Here is a 15,456-nt window from a genome sequence, read left to right as displayed (position 1 = left end):
TTGTTAACCTCTTGATGAGCTGGCCCAATTGAAAGGACCACTGTGATCCAGAAATCCCTCATTACCGGTATGGCCGCCGCCGCGGTAGTGGCCGCCGCCGCGACGGGGACTGTGACATCGGTTGCATCGGGCGGCGCGCCCGCCATCACCCCGGCTGCGTGGGGAACCCCGCTGCCGCAGACCCCGGCGCCGCAGCTGGAAGCGCCGTTGGTGCAGACGCTCAACGGCCTTGCCGGTCCCGGATCGTTCTCCGGCAAAGCCGCCTACATCCAGGGTGGCCTCGGCCGCATCGAGACCATCGCCGCGGATCGCGCGTACCGCAACGCCGCCGCCAAGGGCCAGTTCCCACTCACCTTCGCGCTGTCGGCCATCGACGAGGGTGAGGGCTTCGCCACGGCCGACGTGACGGCCACGGCCGCCACCGGCGCGTCGGCCTCGCAGACTGTGACCTTCGTCGCAGGCCCGAGCCCCACCGGCTGGCAGATCTCGAAAGACTCGGCCCTGGCGTTGCTGTCGGCGGTCTGATCGGGCCGGTGTCCCGCCATTCGGTAACAGTTCGCGGCGCCGCCATCGCGATGGCGGCGCTCGGACTGTCCGGGTGCAGCCCGGAACCCGTACCGCCGGCGCCCACCGCCACCATCAGTTCGGTGGCGGCCCCGCCCGCCCAGGCCCAGTTGCCCGCACCCGAGGCGCTCACCGATGTGCTGGCGCGACTCGCCGATATCTCGGTTCCTGCCGAACAAAAGGTGACCCTGGTGCAGTACGCCACACCGGAGGAGGCCCCGGCGCTGGACAAGTTCGGTCACGCGCTGGCCGACAACCGGCTGCCCCCGCTCGATATCCGGGCGACCGACCTGGCTTGGGCGCCCGGCCAACCGGGCGACGTGGTGGCCACCATCAGGATCACGTCGGCCGCCCCCGACGCGAAACCGTTCGTCTATCCCATGCAGTTCACGCCCGCCGGCAGCGGCTGGCAGCTCACCCGGGCCACCGCCGATCAGCTGCTGGACATGGGCCAGGACACGTCCGCCCCGGTCCCGCCCCGCTGATCGCTGTCGGCGGTTTCAGACCTGCTGTTTGCGCCGCTTCAGCGGTGTGGGTGTGATGGTCCCGGGTGCCAGCCGGCGCGCGGAGACCAGAAACGCCGTGTGCCCGCGCATATTGTGCTGCGGCCGGACGGCCAGGCCCACCACGTTCCAGCCGCGCTGCAGGGTCTCCCATGACCGCGGTTCGGTCCAGCATTGCTGCTCACGCAGCGCCTCGACGGTCTTGGACAGCTGGGTCACGGTGGCGACATAGACCATCAGCACGCCGCCCGGGATCAGCGCCTCCGACACCGCGTGCAGCACTTCCCACGGCGCGAGCATGTCGAGCACCACGCGGTCCACTTGCGGACCGGCGTACTCGGCCAGATCGGCGATCACCAGCTCCCAGTTGGCCGGGCGTTCCCCGAAGAACGTCTCGACATTGCGGATGGCATGCACCGCGTGGTCGTCGCGCACCTCGTAGGAGATCACCTGCCCCTGCGGGCCGACTGCGCGCAGCAGTGAGCAGGTCAGGGCGCCCGAACCGGCCCCCGCCTCGAGCACGCGCGCGCCGGGAAAGATGTCGCCCTCGTGCACGATCTGGGCGGCGTCCTTGGGGTAGATCACCTGCGCGCCGCGCGGCATGGACAGCACATAGTCGATCAACAGCGGCCGCAGCACCAGGAACTGATCGCCGTTGGCCGACTTCACCACGCTGCCTTCGGGCTGCCCGATCACGTCGTCGTGGGCCAGCGCACCGCGGTGCGTGTGGAACTCCGCGCCGGGTTCGAGCACCATCGTGTAGTGCCGCCCCTTGGCGTCGGTGAGCTGAACACGATCGCCGACGACGAAAGGACCGGTAGTAGACACGGAACGTCAGCCTGCCAGAAACGCCGTCGCGGCTGCCAACCGCTGTCGGTACCGGAACCTAGGCTGAGCGTCATGAGCGTGCCCCTGACCTTGCGACGGCCGGCGCTGTCGCCGTCGCGCGCCGCCGATTTCAAGCAGTGTCCGCTGCTGTACCGGTTCCGCGCCATCGACCGGCTGCCGGAGCCGACGTCCATCCCCCAGGTGCGCGGGTCGGTGGTGCACGCCGCCCTGGAGCAGCTCTACGGCCTGCCCGCCGAGCAGCGCGGCCAGGACACCGCCCTGGAGCTGATCGGTCCGGCCTGGGAGCGGGTGCTCTCGGAGTCGCCGGAACTCGGCGAGCTCGAACCGGGCCTGCGCGACGACCTGCTCGGCGAGGCGCGCAAGCTGCTGGCCGGGTACTACCGGCTGGAGGACCCGACCCGGTTCGACCCGCAGAGCTGCGAACAGCGGGTCGAGGTCGAGCTGGCCGACGGCACGCTGCTGCGCGGTTTCGTCGACCGCATCGATGTCGCGCCCACCGGGGAGCTGCGGGTGGTCGACTACAAGACCGGCCGGGTGCCGTTCGCGGAAGCGAAGGCGCTGTTCCAGATGAAGTTCTACGCGGTGGCGCTGCTGCGCTCGCGGGGTGTGCTGGCCGCGCGGCTGCGGCTGCTGTATCTGGCCGACGGTGAGGTACTGGACTACACCCCCGAACGCGATGAGCTCGAGCGCTTCGAGCGCACCTTGATGGCGATCTGGCGGGCCATCCAATCCGCCGGTGTGACAGGCGATTTCCGGGCGCAGCCGTCGCGGCTGTGCGATTGGTGCAGCCACCGCGACCGCTGTCCGGAGTTCGGCGGCACTCCCCCGCCGTATCCCGGCTGGCCCGTGTCCACCGGACCTGCGGAGTCCCCTGCATGATCGACTGCTACTACCGCCGGACGGGTTCCGACGGTGACCTCGCCGTGTTCGAGTCCACCGTCGGCACCGCGAGCAACTGGGATCCCGCGATCCAGCACGGTTCGCCGCCGTTGGCGTTGCTGACCAAGGCAATCGAGGAGCTGTGTGCCGATCGGCCCGAGCTGCGGGTCGGCCGGCTGCTGCTGGACATCCTCGGCGCGATCCCGGTGGCACCGGTGAAGGTGCGCGCCCGGGTGGTGCGCCCCGGCGCCCGGATCGCCAAGGTGGACGCCGAGATGCTGGCCACCCGCCCGGACGGTACCGATCGCGCGGTGGCCACGGTGAGCGCCTGGCTGCTGGCCACCAGCGACACCCACGACGCGGTGACCGACCGCTACCCACCACTGACCGAGGGACCGGCCAGGGACGCCCCGCACGGTTGGATGGGCGTCCCGGGATACCTGGAGACGGTCAGCTGGCGCGCCCAGCACACCGATCCGGCTCAGGCCGCGGTGACCTGGATGAGCCCGCTGGTGCCGCTCGTCGACACGGAACCGCTGACGGATCTGCAGCGGCTGGCGTTGGTGGTCGATTCGGCCAACGGGGTGGGTGCGGCGCTCGACCCTGACGAGTTCGTGTTCATGAACACCGACACCGCCGTGCATCTGCACCGCGCACCGGTCGGGGCCGATTTCGCGCTGCGCTCGCGTGGCTCGATCGGCCCGGACGGGATCGGCGTCACCAGCGCGGAGATCTTCGACCGGCACGGTTTCATCGGCACATCGGCGCAGACGCTGCTCGTGCAGCGTCGATGACCCGATTATATGCTCTTGCGTCTATATAGATCAATTGCAATACTCGGACCATGGACGCGTTCGAGGCCGTCGCCGAGCCGAATCGGCGCACCCTGCTCGACGCGCTGCGCACCGGGGAACGCACCGCCGGCCAGCTCGTCGCCGCCCTGCCTGGGCTGACCCAGCCGACGGTATCCCGGCACCTGCGCATCCTGCGCGAGGTCGGGCTCGTCGAGGTCCGTGCCGACGCCCAGCGGCGGGTCTACGCCCTGCGCGCCGCCGGCCTGGTCGAGATGGACCGGTGGATCGAGCAGTACCGACAGTTCTGGTCGGCGCACCTCGATGCGCTCGAGGAGCACCTGGACGCCCGGGCGAGCGAAGCGACGGGAGAAGGGTCTGGCATGAGATGAGCCGGCACGAGGGGGAACTCATCGTCCAGGGCGAGCTGGCCACGCTGCGTTTCGAACGCCGGCTGCCCTACCCCGTGGAGGCGGTGTGGTCGGCAATCACCGAGCCGGCCCAGCGCACCCGGTGGATGGGTGCCACCACCATCGACGCGCGCCCGGGCGGACTGATCGAGATGATTCCGAACGGGCCGCCGTATCCGCCCGAGCGCACCCGGGTCTCGGGCCGCATCCTGGTCTGGGATCCACCGCACGTGTTCGAACACGAATGGCAGCAACAGATCCTGGGCGTCAAGGGCGGTGTGGTGCGCTACGAGCTGAGCCCGGACGTCGACGGCACCCTGCTGCGCTTCACCCACCGAGGTCTGTCGGTTCCCGGCGCCAAGGGCTTCCGTCCCGGTACCCACGCCTTCCTCGACCGGCTCACCGCACATCTGGCCGGGCAGCCGCTGCCGGACTGGCAGCAGCGCTACCGCGAAATCGCAGACTCCATCACGCCCTGAAGGAGATGTCATGTCCCCCAACCTCTTCCCACACATCGGCATCGTCCACCATTCGGGTTTCGGGCATACCGCCACCCTGGCCGACGCGGTCGCCGAGGGTGCGCGACGCGGCGGCGCGCAGGTCCGGCTGTTTCCCGCCGAGACCCTGACCCCGGCGGACTGGGACACCATCGACGCCGCCGATGCGCTCATCTTCGGGACGCCCACCTATATGGGGAACGTCTCGGCCGGATTCCAGGCCTTCGCCGAGCGGACCGGCCGGCGCTGCATGGAGGGCGCCTGGCGGGACAAGATCGCGGCGGGATTCACCAACTCCGGCGCCAAGAGCGGTGACAAGATGACCGCCCTGATCTCGTTGTCGGTGTTCGCCGCGCAGCACCACATGCATTGGGTGAGTTTGGGTCTGGGCGCGGGCTGGAACAGCGCCGGCGGCAGCGAGTACGACCTCAACCGGCTCGGCTTCTGGCTCGGCGCAGGCACCCAGACCGATGTCGACGCCGACCCCGACCAGGTGCATCCCGCCGACCTGGCCACCTGCGAGCATCTGGGCCACCGGGTCGCGGTGGTCACCGCTCAGTTCAAGGCCGGCCGGGCCGCTACTGCAGCGGTCTGAGCTCCTGCAGCATCGTCGGCACCAACTCGCTCACCGTGGGGTGGATGTGCATGGTGCGCGAGATGGCGGTGTAGGGCAGTTTGGCGGTCATCACGTCGAGAATCAGGTGCACCACCTCGTCACCGCCCACCCCGAGAATCGCAGCGCCCAGGATCTCCTGGGTTTCGGCGTCCACGACCACCTTCATGAAACCCTGGGTTTCGCCCTTCTCCACCGCGCGCCCCACCCGGGTCATCGGGCGCTTACCCACCAAGGCTTTTCGGCCCGAACGGCGCACCTGCTCGACGGTCAGGCCGGCCCGGCCCAGCGGCGGGTCGATGAACAGCCCGTAGGTGGTGATGCGATCGCTGACCCGGCGCGGATCGTCGTCGAGCAGATTGGCGGCGACGATCTCGTAGTCGTTCCAGGACGTGTGGGTGAACGCGCCCTTGCCGTTACAGTCCCCCATCGCCCAGATGTGCTCGGCGCTGGTGCGCAGTTGGTCGTCGACGACGACGTAGCCGCGGGCGTCGGTCTGCACCCCGGCGTGCTCGAGTCCCAGATCGTCGGTGTTGGGCCGCCGTCCGACGGCCATCAGTACGTGACTGCCGACAACGGGGGCAACCCCCGCGTTCGGGGTGACGGCAATTCCGTTGTCCCGCTTCTCGAATCGGATGTCCGCCGCATCGGTGTGCACCGTGATGCCCTCGGCCTCCAGGATGTCGCGGATGGCGGCCGAGACGTCCTCGTCCTCCCGGGAGGCCAGTCGCGGCCCGCGTTCGACGACCGTGACCTGCGCGCCGAACCGCCGGTACATCTGCGCGAACTCCAGGCCGATGTAGCTGCCGCCGATCACGACCAGATGCTCGGGCACCGCGTCCAGCTGCAGGATCGAGACGTTGGTCAGATAGTCGATGCCGTCCAGGCCGGGCAGGTCCGGTACCGCGGCGCGGCCGCCGACGTTCAGATAGAACCGGTCGGCGCGCAACAGCCGTCCGTCGACGTCGACGGTGTGCGGATCGACGAACCGGGCGTGCCCGCGGATCAGGGTGGCGCCGTGCATGCCCTCGATCCAGCTCTCGACGCCCGCGCGGTCGTCGAGCATGATCTTGTCCTTGCGGGCCTTCACTTTTGTCATGTCGACGGTGATATCGCCGGTACCGATGCCGTACTCCGCGCCACGCCGGGCCAGGTGTGCGGCGTAGGCACTGGCCACCAGCGTCTTGGTGGGGATACATCCGCTGTTGACGCACGTGCCGCCGACCAGGTGACGTTCGATGACGGCCACCCGCTGTCCCGCGTCGGTCAGCCGCCCTGCCAGCGGCGGGCCGGCCTGGCCCGCGCCGATGATGATCGCGTCGAAAGACGTTGTGTCGCTTGCCATGGTCATAGCAGCGAGGCAGCGGCAGCGACGGCGAACCCGCCGGCGACGGCAACGACATCCTCGGTCAGTGCGATCGGCAGGTCACGTCCGCCGATGCGGGCCACCAACCGGGTACGCGCCTCGGCCCCGCCCAGGGTGCCCAGCACGGCGCCGATGATGCCTGCACCGACACCGGAGACGATGGTTCCCGTCTTGGCCTGGTAGATGGCGCCGGTGACCAATACCGCGGCCGCGAATGCACCCGTCAGCAACCGGGCGCCGAACTGTGGCGGCACTTTTCGGCTCGGGGTGGACGGCAGCTGGTCGGTGACCAATTCGACGACGAGCAGAATGGTCAACACCGTGAGGGTGATGGGATGGGTCAGCCACTGAACCCAGGTGCCGTCCAGGTTGATCCAGCCCAGCGCCCCGGCCCAGGCCACCACCGCCGGTGGGGTGAGCGCCCGGAGCCCGGCCACCACACCGATCAACAACGCGAGCAGCAGCACCACCACCACGGTCATACCGGGGACGCTAACACGGCCCAGGCGCTGGTGGCGGGGTGAATCAGAATCGGCAGAACCGGATATCGGAGGCCAGGATCGCCTTGGCCCCGATGGCGGCCAACCGGTCCATGATCGCGTTGACCTCACGCCGCGGCACCAGCGCCCGCACGGCCACCCAGTCCGGGTCGGCCAGCGGGGCGATCGTCGGCGATTCCAGTCCCGGTGTCACCGCGGTGGCCTGCTCCAGCACACTGCGCGGGCAGTCGTAGTCCAGCATCAGGTATTGCTGTCCGAACACCACGCCCTGTACCCGGGCGGCCAGCTGGTCGCGCGCCGGATCGGGCGCACTGTCCGCGCGTTCGATCAGGATTGCCTCGGAATCGCACAGCGACGCCCCGAACGCCACCAGGTTGTGCAGCCCAAGGGTGCGACCGGAGCCGACGATATCGGCGATCACATCGGCCACGCCGAGCTGGATGGAGATCTCCACCGCGCCGTCGAGCCGGATGACCGTCGCCTCGATTCCCTTGGCGGCAAGATCTTTCCGCACCAGGTTCGGGTAGGCGGTGGCGATCCGCCTACCCTGCAGGTCGTCCTCGGTCCAGGACTGTCCCCGCGGGGCCGCGTAGCGGAAGGTCGACGAGCCGAAACCCAGGGCCAGCCGCTCACGCACCGGGGCGTCGGATTCGGCAGCCAGATCACGGCCCGTGATGCCGAGGTCCAGCTGTCCGGACCCGACATAGATGGCAATATCTTTGGGCCGCAAGAAGAAGAACTCGACGTTGTTCGCCGGGTCGACGACGGTGAGGTCCTTGGGATCGGTGCGCCGCCGGTAGCCGGCCTCGGAGAGGATCTCGGCGGCGGATTCGCTGAGCGCGCCCTTGTTGGGCACGGCGATACGGAGCATTCTCTCTCACAGCTTCCGGTAGACGTCGTCGAGCGTGAGACCACGGGCGAGCATGAGCACCTGCGTCCAGTACAGCAGCTGGCTGATCTCCCCGGCGAGCGCGTCGTCATCCTCGTGCTCGGCGGCCAGCCACACCTCACCGGCCTCTTCGAGGATCTTCTTGCCCAGCCCGTGCACCCCGGCGTCCAGCGCGGCAACGGTTCCGCTGCCGGCGGGCCGGGTCTGTGCTTTCTCACTGAGCTCGGCGAACAGGCCGTCGAAGGTCTTCACGACCTGCGATTCTTTCACGTGGGCCCCAGCCGATTTGCACGGGTGGTCATGATGGGCACGTGAAACAGATCATCGTGATGCGCACCGATCTGAACATGCGCAAGGGCAAGATGGTCGCCCAGGGGGCGCACGCGGCGGTCGCCGCCGTCGTGGAGAACCTGACCGACCCGCGTGTGGTCGAGTGGCTCGACGGTCACTTCACCAAGATCTGCGTCGGGGTGGACGGCGAGCAGGAACTGTCCGAGATCGTCGCCAGGGCGCAGGCCGCGGGATTGATCGCGCGCGGCATCGTGGATTCGGGCCGAACCGAATTCGGCGGGGTGCCCACCCCGACGTGCGCGGCGATCGGGCCTGACACCGCCGACAACCTCGACCCGATCACCGGTGGCTTGCGGCTGCTCTAACCCTTGCCGTCGTGCAGCAGCTCGGCATGCATGTCTTCCAGTGAGACACCCTTGGTCTCCCGCACCCAGCGCAGGACGAACACGAACGACAGCACCGCGCACAGTCCGTAGAACCCGTAGGCCACGCCCAGGTGGTCGCTGAGCTTGGGGAACGAGACGGTGATCAACCAGTTCGCCGCCCATTGCCCGGCCGCGGCCAGGCCGAGCGCCGCCGCGCGGATGCGGTTCGGGAACATCTCGCCCAGCAGTACCCACACCACCGGACCCCACGACATGCCGAAGGCGATCACGAACACGTTGGCGGCGACCAGCGCCACCGGTCCGGCCACATCACCCAGGAACGGCTTGCCCGCCGCGTCCAGCGACGCGGTACCGAAGATGACCGCCATCGTGATCAACGAGACCGCCATGCCCGTCGAACCGATCAACAGCAGCGGCTTGCGGCCGATCTTGTCGACCAGGGCGATGGCGATGAGGGTGGTGACGATGTTCACCACCGAGGTGATCACCGTGATGAGGAACGAGTCGCCTTCGGAGAATCCGACCGCTTCCCAGAGCAGGTTGGAGTAGTAGAAGATCACGTTGATGCCGACGAACTGCTGGAAGATCGACAGGCCCAGACCCACCCATACGATGCCGTAGAGGCGCAGGAACCCGCCACCCGGTTTGCGCAGGTCACGCCAGGACGGCTTGTCCTCGCGCTCCAGCGTCTCCTTGATCCGGTCGATGGTGATCTCGAGATTCTTCTCGCCCAGCAGCATGCTCAACACCCTGCGGGCTTCCGGAACCTTGTGGCTGGCAACGAGATACCGCGGCGACTCGGGAATGGTGAACGTCAGCAGCCCGTACACGACGGCAGGCACCATCATGACCAGGAACATCCAGCGCCAGGCATCGAGGCCGAGCCACAAGGTCTCGTTGGCGCCACCGGCGATCTGGGCCAGGACGTAGTCGATGGCCAGCGACAGGAAGATGCCGGACACGATCGCGAGTTGCTGCAGCGAGCCCAGCCTGCCGCGAATCCGCGGCGGCGACGTCTCGGCTATGTAGGCGGGCGCGATGACCGAGGCGATGCCGACCGCGATGCCACCGACGATGCGGAACAAGACCAGTACCCAGACGTTCGGCGCCAGCCCGGTGCCGATGGCGCTGATGAAGAACAGCACCGCCGCGATCTTCATCACCGTGATTCGTCCGATGCGGTCGGCGATCCGGCCGGCGGTCATGGCGCCCACCGCGGCGCCGAGCAGCGCCGAGGCGACCGCGTTGCCCAGGGTGAGGCCTTCGACACCGAAGTCCTGGGAGATGGACGCGACGGCGCCGTTGATGACGGCGCTGTCGTAGCCGAACAGCAGACCACCCAGAGCCGCCACCGAGGCGATGCGCACCGCGCTGGTGCCCGACGTGTGCCTCTCGTCGCCGAAGACGGACGGACCGTCGCCGGCTACCGGACCATGAGACATGAAAAGTCCTTTCCCGCGGCAATGCGTGATCGGTGTGTCCTCACCATCGCACAGCCGGGACCGTCGTCAGGCCACTTCCGTGGCGAGTCCCGAGTGGATATCCCGCAGCACGGCGACATCGACATCCTGTAGTGACGAGACGAGGTGCCGTCGTGGGCTGGTGGGTACCGCAATATCGTTGGGCACCACCACCACCGGGCAACCTGCCGCTTCCGCGGCGGTGGTGCCGGTGATCGAGTCCTCGATGGCCAGGCACTGTGCCGGGGCCAGCCCCAGCAACTGCGCGGCCCGCCGGTACGGGTCCGGGGCGGGTTTGCCGTGCGGCACCTCGTCGGCGCATACGGTCACCGAAAAGTAGTGCCGGCCAATGCTTTCGAGCGCCTTCTCGGTGAGGTCGCGGCGGGTGTTGGTCACCAACGCCATCGGGACGTCATCCGCCAGCAGCGCGTCCAGCAGTTCGCGGGCACCGGCGCACCACGGCAGCCCGCCCTCGAAGAGCTCCCCCACGTACACGTGCAGCCAGTCGATGGAGGCGGCCATCGCCGCCGGGTCGGGCTCGCGCCCCAGATCCCGGTAGGTGTGCACCATCACGCTCTCGGCCGAGCCGCCGACGGTCGCCGCCCGGGACTCCTCGGACATCACTCCGCCCATTTGGGCGTACAACGCGTGCATGCCGACGTCCCACAGTTTCTCGCTGTCGACCAGGGTGCCGTCCATATCGAAGAGGACGGCCCGCAGCGGCGAATGCATGTGCTCGATTCTGTCATCGACGAGGGAGCCGCCGAAAATCCGGGGCTGTCGGTCGCCGTGGTTAGGGTGGTCGTCATGACGGTCCTTGTGACGGGCGCCACCGGAAATATCGGCCGCAAGGTCGTCGACCGGCTTCTCGACCTGGGCGTCCGCGATATCCGCGCGTTGACCACCAACCCGGCCAAGGCGAACCTGCCCGACGGTGTGCAAGTCGTCACAGGCTTCCTCGGCCGGCCTGACACGCTGCCCGCCGCACTGGCCGGGGTGCACAGCGTCTACCTCGCGCCGCACCCGCCCACCCTCGATATCGCCCTCGAACACGTTGCGGCGGCGGGGGTCGAGTACCTGGTGGCGCTGTCCGGCGGCGCGCACTGGCAGCAGCACGCGGACACCGTGGCCGCCGCGCCGGTCCCCAGCACGCAGCTCGGGCCCGGCGAGTTCTGCGACAACTTCGCCATGTGGGCGCCCCAGATCCGCACGGGCCTGGTGCGCGACGTGGCGCCCGACGCCGTCGAGGCGCCGGTGTCCATGGACGACATCGCCCGCGTCGCCGCCCACCTGCTGGCCCACCCACGCGACGCGCACCTGGGCCGGATGTACGAACTGACCGGACCGGTGGCGATCAGCCGCGCGGAGATCGCGCGGCAGATCGGTCTCGGCCTGGGCATGCCCGTCGAGGCGCGGAGGTGCAGCCGTGCCGAAGCCGAGGCGCTGCTGCGGCCGGTCATGGGCGACGGCGCGGGGTGGTACCTCGACCTGTGGGAGGGCGAACCGGAACCGCAGGCCGCCAACGACAACGTCGAGGTGCTCACCGGGACACCCGCCGAAACCATGGCGCACTGGGCATCCCGCCATCGTGAGGTGTTCGCCTGAGGTTCAGTCCTCCGGGTTGTAGCCCAGGTTGGGCGCCAGCCAGCGCTCGGCTTCCTTCAGCGTCCACCCCTTGCGCTTGGCGTAGTCGGCGACCTGGTCCTGGGCCAGCCGCCCGACCACGAAGTACTGCGACTGCGGGTGCGAGAAATACCACCCGCTGACGGCGGCGCCCGGCCACATGGCCATCGACTCGGTCAGCTCGATGCCGGTGCGCTCGGTGGCCTCCAGCAACGAGAACAGCGTGACCTTCTCGGTGTGCTCCGGGCAGGCCGGGTAGCCGGGGGCCGGGCGGATGCCGGTGTACTTCTCGGCGATGAGCGCCTCGTTGTCCAGCTGTTCGTCGGGCTGGTAACCCCAGAACTCCTTGCGGACCCGTTCGTGCATCCGCTCGGCGAACGCCTCGGCCAGCCGGTCGGCGAGTGACTCCAGCAGGATGGCGCTGTAGTCGTCGTGATCGGCCTTGAACTCGGCGATCTTGTCCGCGCTCCCCAGCCCCGCGGTGACGGCGAAGGCACCGATGAAATCCGGGATCCCCGTCTCCCTCGGCGCGACGAAATCGCCGAGCGACCGGTTCGGGATGCCGTCGCGGTGCTCGCCCTGCTGGCGCAGGTTGTGCAGCGTGGTCAGCACCTCGGTGCGCGTCTCGTCGGCGTACACCTCGATGTCGTCACCGACGGCGTTGGCGGGGAAGAAACCGATCACGCCGTTGGCGGTCAGCCACTTCTCCTTGATCAGCGTGTCGAGCATCTCCTGGGCGTCGTCGTACAGCTTGCGGGCGGCCTCGCCCGACGCCGGGTTGTTCAGGATGTCGGGGAAGCGGCCCTTCATCTCCCAGGCGTTGAAGAACGGCTGCCAGTCGATGTACTCGCGCAACTCGCTGACGTCGTAATCGGTGAACTCTCGCACCCCGAGCCCCTGGGCCGGCACCGGCGGTGTGTAGCCGTCCCAGTCGACAGGCGTGCGGTTGGCCCGCGCCTTCTCCAGCGTGAGCATCGGCCGTTCGTTCTTCTGGGCGTGCCGCTCCCGCAACGACGCGTAGTCCTTCTCGGTGGCCTCCAGCAGTGCCGGGCGCTGCTTGTCGTCCAGTAGCGCGGCCGCGACCGGCACCGACCGGGACGCGTCCTTGACCCAGACCACCGGACCGGACCGGCGCGGGGCCACCTTGACCGCGGTATGCGCCCGCGAGGTGGTCGCGCCGCCGATCAGCAGCGGGATCTGCAGGCCCTCGCGTTCCATCTCGACGGCGAAGTTGACCATCTCGTCCAGTGACGGGGTGATCAGGCCGGACAGTCCGATGATGTCGGCGTCATGCTCCTTGGCCGCGTCCAGGATCTTGCTCGCGGGCACCATCACGCCGAGGTCGATCACCTCGAAGTTGTTGCATTGCAGGACAACCCCGACGATGTTCTTGCCGATGTCGTGGACGTCGCCCTTCACGGTGGCCATGATGATGGTGCCGTTGGTGTCCTTCTTGGCCGTTTCGCCGGGTAAGAGTTCGGCCTTCTCCGCCTCGATGTACGGCAGCAGGTATGCGACCGCCTTCTTCATCACCCGCGCGGACTTCACCACCTGGGGCAGGAACATCTTGCCGGAACCGAACAGGTCGCCGACGACGTTCATCCCGTCCATCAGCGGGCCCTCGATCACCTCGATCGGCCGTCCGCCCGCGGCGGCGATCTCGGCCCGCAGCTCCTCGGTGTCATCGTCGACGTGCGCGTCGATGCCCTTGACCAACGCGTGCGTGATCCGTTCCCGCACCGGGAGGCTGCGCCATTCGGCGGCACCCGCATCGTCGGCCTTCTCGGTCTTGTTGAACCGCTCGGCGATCTCCAACAGCCGCTCGGCGGCGTCCTCGCGCCGGTTCAGCACGACGTCCTCGATACGTTCGCGCAGCTCGGGGTCGATCGAATCGTAGGGCACCAGCGCACCGGCGTTCACGATGCCCATGTCCAGGCCGGCCTTGATGGCGTGGAACAGGAACACCGCGTGGATGGCCTCGCGGACCGGGTTGTTACCGCGGAACGAGAACGAGACGTTCGAGATACCGCCCGAGATGTGCACCCCGGGCAGGTTTTCCTTGATCCACGCACAGGCGTCGATGAAGTCGATCCCGTACGTCGCGTGCTCCTCGATACCGGTGGCCAGCGCGAAGCAGTTCGGGTCGAAGATGATGTCCTCGGGCGGGAAGCCGACCTCGTCGGTCAGGATGCGGTAGGCGCGCCCGCAGATCTGCTTGCGGCGCTCCAGGTTGTCGGCCTGCCCCTGTTCGTCGAAGGCCATCACGACCACCGCGGCGCCGTACTTACGGCACAGCCGGGCCTCGCGGACGAACTTCTCCTCGCCCTCCTTCAGGGAGATCGAGTTGACGATCGGCTTGCCCTGCACGTTCTTCAGGCCCGTCTCGATGACCTCGAACTTGGAGGAGTCGATCATCACGGGGACGCGGCTGATGTCGGGCTCGGCCGCGACCAACTTGGTGAACCGGTCCATCGCGGCGACGCCGTCGATCATGCCTTCGTCCATGTTGATGTCGATGACCTGCGCACCGACCTCGACCTGCTGCAGGGCCACCGACAGCGCGGTGTCGTAGTCCTGCGCCTTGATCAGGTTGCGGAACCGGGCGGAGCCGGTGATGTTGGTGCGCTCGCCGATGTTGACGAACAGCGACTCGTCGGTGATGTTGAGCGGCTCCAGGCCGGCGAGCCGGGTGGCCACCGGGATGCGCGGTACGTCCCTCGGCCGCACGCCCTCGACGACCTCGGCGATGTCGGCGATGTGCGCCGGTGTCGTGCCACAGCAGCCGCCGACCATGTTGACCAGACCGGCGCGCGCAAATTCGGCGACGTAGCCGGCCTGCCGCGTCGGGGTCTCGTCGTACTCACCGAAGGCGTTGGGCAGACCGGCATTCGGATAGCACGAGACGAAGGTGTCCGCGATGCGCGACATCTCGGCGAGGTAGGGCCGCATCTCCGGGGCGCCCAGGGCGCAGTTCAGCCCCACCGCGAGCGGCTTGGCGTGCCGGATCGAGTTCCAGAATGCCTCGGTGACCTGTCCGGACAGCGTGCGTCCGGACGCGTCGGTGATGGTGCCCGAGATGATCACCGGCCAGCGGCGGCCGCGCTCCTCGAACAGCGACTCGATCGCGAAGATCGCGGCCTTGGCGTTCAGCGTGTCGAAGATCGTCTCGACGATGAGCAGGTCGGCACCGCCGTCGACGAGGCCCCTGGCGGCCTCGGAGTACGCGGCCACCAGCTGGTCGTAGGACACGTTGCGCGCCCCCGGATCGTTGACGTCCGGCGAGATGGACGCGGTCCGCGTCGTCGGCCCGAGCGCCCCGGCGACATAACGGGGCTTGTCGGGGGTGGCGAACTCGTCGCAGGCGCTGCGGGCCAGGGCCGCGCCGGCGTAGTTGAGCTCGTAGCCGAGTTCGGCCAGACCGTAGTCGGCGAGCGAGACCGCGTTGGCGTTGAACGTATTGGTCTCGATGATGTCGGCGCCCGCTGTGAGGTACTCGCGGTGGATGCCGGAGATGATGTGCGGCTGTGTGAGGGTGAGCAGGTCGTTGTTGCCCACCAGGTCGCTCGGCCAGTCCTTGAACCGCTCGCCGCGGTAGCCGGCCTCGTCGGGTCGGTCGCGCTGGATCGCCGTGCCCATCGCACCGTCGATCACGACGATCCGCCGGCGCAGCTCGGCGGTCAGCTCGTCGGTGCAGTCGGGACGGATGTTGGGTTCGAAGTTCGAGGCGGTCACGTCAGCGCTCACGTGTGTTCCTTCCGTAGCGGAAGGCGTCCTTGACTTCGCCGAGCGTGGCGGCTCCCGGGCGGGACCCGGCGATCCCCTCCAGCAACCGTTG

General features: G+C 68.5%; 17 protein-coding genes. 9 read left to right on the top strand and 8 right to left on the bottom strand.

Annotated elements, in window-relative coordinates; all coding sequences use genetic code 11:
- Positions 1-42: 42 nt before the first annotated feature.
- Together AWB94_RS20445 and lppK are read left to right on the top strand one after the other, a co-directional pair.
- Positions 43-525, top strand: coding sequence for an MTB12 family secreted protein (locus AWB94_RS20445; RefSeq protein ID WP_109762281.1), 483 nt, complete (start codon positions 43-45; stop codon positions 523-525).
- 8 nt (positions 526-533) lie between these two features.
- Positions 534-1,049: a lipoprotein LppK gene (lppK, locus tag AWB94_RS20440; protein WP_062657149.1), complete on the top strand. Its 516-nt coding sequence runs from the start codon at positions 534-536 to the stop codon at positions 1,047-1,049.
- A gap of 15 nt (positions 1,050-1,064) precedes the next feature.
- Here the strand turns inward: lppK and AWB94_RS20435 are convergent, their stop codons facing one another.
- Positions 1,065-1,895, bottom strand: coding sequence for a tRNA (adenine-N1)-methyltransferase (locus AWB94_RS20435; protein WP_062657150.1), 831 nt, complete (start codon positions 1,893-1,895; stop codon positions 1,065-1,067).
- A 72-nt stretch (positions 1,896-1,967) separates the two neighbouring features.
- On the opposite strand from AWB94_RS20435, the gene AWB94_RS20430 reads away from it, so the two are divergent.
- The 5 genes from AWB94_RS20430 to AWB94_RS20410 are packed head-to-tail and all read left to right on the top strand — an operon-like array spanning position 1,968 to position 5,088.
- Positions 1,968-2,795 (top strand): RecB family exonuclease, encoded by an 828-nt coding sequence (locus tag AWB94_RS20430; protein ID WP_062657151.1) that lies wholly within the window; start codon positions 1,968-1,970, stop codon positions 2,793-2,795.
- Positions 2,792-3,589, top strand: coding sequence for a thioesterase family protein (locus AWB94_RS20425; protein WP_062657152.1), 798 nt, complete (start codon positions 2,792-2,794; stop codon positions 3,587-3,589). Before AWB94_RS20430 ends, AWB94_RS20425 begins: the two co-directional genes overlap by 4 nt.
- Positions 3,590-3,639: 50 nt before the next feature.
- On the top strand, positions 3,640-3,978 hold the full coding sequence (locus tag AWB94_RS20420) for an ArsR/SmtB family transcription factor (protein WP_062657153.1): 339 nt from the start codon (positions 3,640-3,642) through the stop codon (positions 3,976-3,978).
- Entirely contained in the window at positions 3,975-4,475 is a 501-nt protein-coding gene (locus AWB94_RS20415) for an SRPBCC family protein (RefSeq protein WP_062657154.1), read from the top strand. Before AWB94_RS20420 ends, AWB94_RS20415 begins: the two co-directional genes overlap by 4 nt.
- 10 nt (positions 4,476-4,485) lie before the next feature.
- Positions 4,486-5,088 carry a flavodoxin family protein gene (locus AWB94_RS20410; RefSeq protein ID WP_062657155.1) on the top strand — a complete coding sequence of 201 codons (603 nt, stop codon included), beginning with the start codon at positions 4,486-4,488 and terminating at the stop codon, positions 5,086-5,088.
- Here the strand turns inward: AWB94_RS20410 and AWB94_RS20405 are convergent.
- Genes AWB94_RS20405 through AWB94_RS20390 form a run of 4 tightly spaced genes read right to left on the bottom strand, consistent with a single transcriptional unit; the run spans position 5,072 to position 8,131 of the window.
- Positions 5,072-6,451, bottom strand: a complete 1,380-nt coding sequence (locus AWB94_RS20405) for an FAD-containing oxidoreductase (RefSeq protein ID WP_062657256.1) — start codon at positions 6,449-6,451, stop codon at positions 5,072-5,074. The genes AWB94_RS20410 and AWB94_RS20405 overlap by 17 nt on opposite strands.
- Positions 6,452-6,453: 2 nt before the next feature.
- The gene (locus AWB94_RS20400; protein WP_062657156.1) at positions 6,454-6,954 is read right to left on the bottom strand and encodes a DUF4126 family protein; all 501 of its coding nucleotides are present in this window, start codon (positions 6,952-6,954) and stop codon (positions 6,454-6,456) included.
- Positions 6,955-6,997: 43 nt separating this feature from the next.
- Complete coding sequence (gene hisG, locus AWB94_RS20395) at positions 6,998-7,843, bottom strand: ATP phosphoribosyltransferase (protein WP_062657157.1); 846 nt, start codon at positions 7,841-7,843, stop codon at positions 6,998-7,000.
- 6 nt (positions 7,844-7,849) lie between these two features.
- Positions 7,850-8,131: a phosphoribosyl-ATP diphosphatase gene (locus AWB94_RS20390; RefSeq protein ID WP_062657158.1), complete on the bottom strand. Its 282-nt coding sequence runs from the start codon at positions 8,129-8,131 to the stop codon at positions 7,850-7,852.
- A gap of 41 nt (positions 8,132-8,172) precedes the next feature.
- On the opposite strand from AWB94_RS20390, the gene pth2 reads away from it, so the two are divergent.
- Entirely contained in the window at positions 8,173-8,517 is a 345-nt protein-coding gene (gene pth2, locus AWB94_RS20385; RefSeq protein WP_062657159.1) for an aminoacyl-tRNA hydrolase, read from the top strand.
- Here the strand turns inward: pth2 and AWB94_RS20380 are convergent.
- A complete protein-coding gene (locus AWB94_RS20380; protein WP_062657160.1) occupies positions 8,514-9,980 on the bottom strand; it encodes a sugar porter family MFS transporter in 1,467 nt (488 codons plus the stop codon). The genes pth2 and AWB94_RS20380 overlap by 4 nt on opposite strands.
- Positions 9,981-10,046: 66 nt before the next feature.
- Positions 10,047-10,718 carry an HAD family hydrolase gene (locus tag AWB94_RS20375; RefSeq protein ID WP_062657257.1) on the bottom strand — a complete coding sequence of 224 codons (672 nt, stop codon included), beginning with the start codon at positions 10,716-10,718 and terminating at the stop codon, positions 10,047-10,049.
- 87 nt (positions 10,719-10,805) lie between these two features.
- Here AWB94_RS20375 and AWB94_RS20370 point away from each other — a divergent pair, with 87 nt between their 5' ends.
- Entirely contained in the window at positions 10,806-11,603 is a 798-nt protein-coding gene (locus tag AWB94_RS20370; protein ID WP_062657258.1) for an SDR family oxidoreductase, read from the top strand.
- Positions 11,604-11,606: 3 nt separating this feature from the next.
- Here AWB94_RS20370 and metH read toward each other — a convergent pair whose 3' ends face one another.
- Complete coding sequence (gene metH / locus AWB94_RS20365; protein WP_234811814.1) at positions 11,607-15,365, bottom strand: methionine synthase; 3,759 nt, start codon at positions 15,363-15,365, stop codon at positions 11,607-11,609.
- Between the last annotated feature and the right edge of the window lie 91 nt (positions 15,366-15,456).

It is taken from the genome of Mycolicibacterium canariasense, from assembly GCF_002101555.1.
Lineage (GTDB): Bacteria > Actinomycetota > Actinomycetes > Mycobacteriales > Mycobacteriaceae > Mycobacterium > Mycobacterium canariasense.
This window is presented reverse-complemented; position numbering and strand designations above follow the sequence as displayed.

What these genes read in the sequence shown, in the direction of transcription:
- AWB94_RS20430 (WP_062657151.1), top strand. Translation starts at nt 1,968, where the DNA reads ATGAGCGTGCCCCTGACCTTGCGACGGCCGGCGCTGTCGCCGTCGCGC.
- AWB94_RS20425 (WP_062657152.1), top strand. Translation starts at nt 2,792, where the DNA reads ATGATCGACTGCTACTACCGCCGGACGGGTTCCGACGGTGACCTCGCC.
- AWB94_RS20420 (WP_062657153.1), top strand. Translation starts at nt 3,640, where the DNA reads ATGGACGCGTTCGAGGCCGTCGCCGAGCCGAATCGGCGCACCCTGCTC.
- AWB94_RS20415 (WP_062657154.1), top strand. Translation starts at nt 3,975, where the DNA reads ATGAGCCGGCACGAGGGGGAACTCATCGTCCAGGGCGAGCTGGCCACG.
- AWB94_RS20410 (WP_062657155.1), top strand. Translation starts at nt 4,486, where the DNA reads ATGTCCCCCAACCTCTTCCCACACATCGGCATCGTCCACCATTCGGGT.
- AWB94_RS20405 (WP_062657256.1), bottom strand. Translation starts at nt 6,451, where the DNA reads ATGGCAAGCGACACAACGTCTTTCGACGCGATCATCATCGGCGCGGGC.
- AWB94_RS20400 (WP_062657156.1), bottom strand. Translation starts at nt 6,954, where the DNA reads ATGACCGTGGTGGTGGTGCTGCTGCTCGCGTTGTTGATCGGTGTGGTG.
- hisG (WP_062657157.1), bottom strand. Translation starts at nt 7,843, where the DNA reads ATGCTCCGTATCGCCGTGCCCAACAAGGGCGCGCTCAGCGAATCCGCC.
- AWB94_RS20380 (WP_062657160.1), bottom strand. Translation starts at nt 9,980, where the DNA reads ATGTCTCATGGTCCGGTAGCCGGCGACGGTCCGTCCGTCTTCGGCGAC.
- AWB94_RS20370 (WP_062657258.1), top strand. Translation starts at nt 10,806, where the DNA reads ATGACGGTCCTTGTGACGGGCGCCACCGGAAATATCGGCCGCAAGGTC.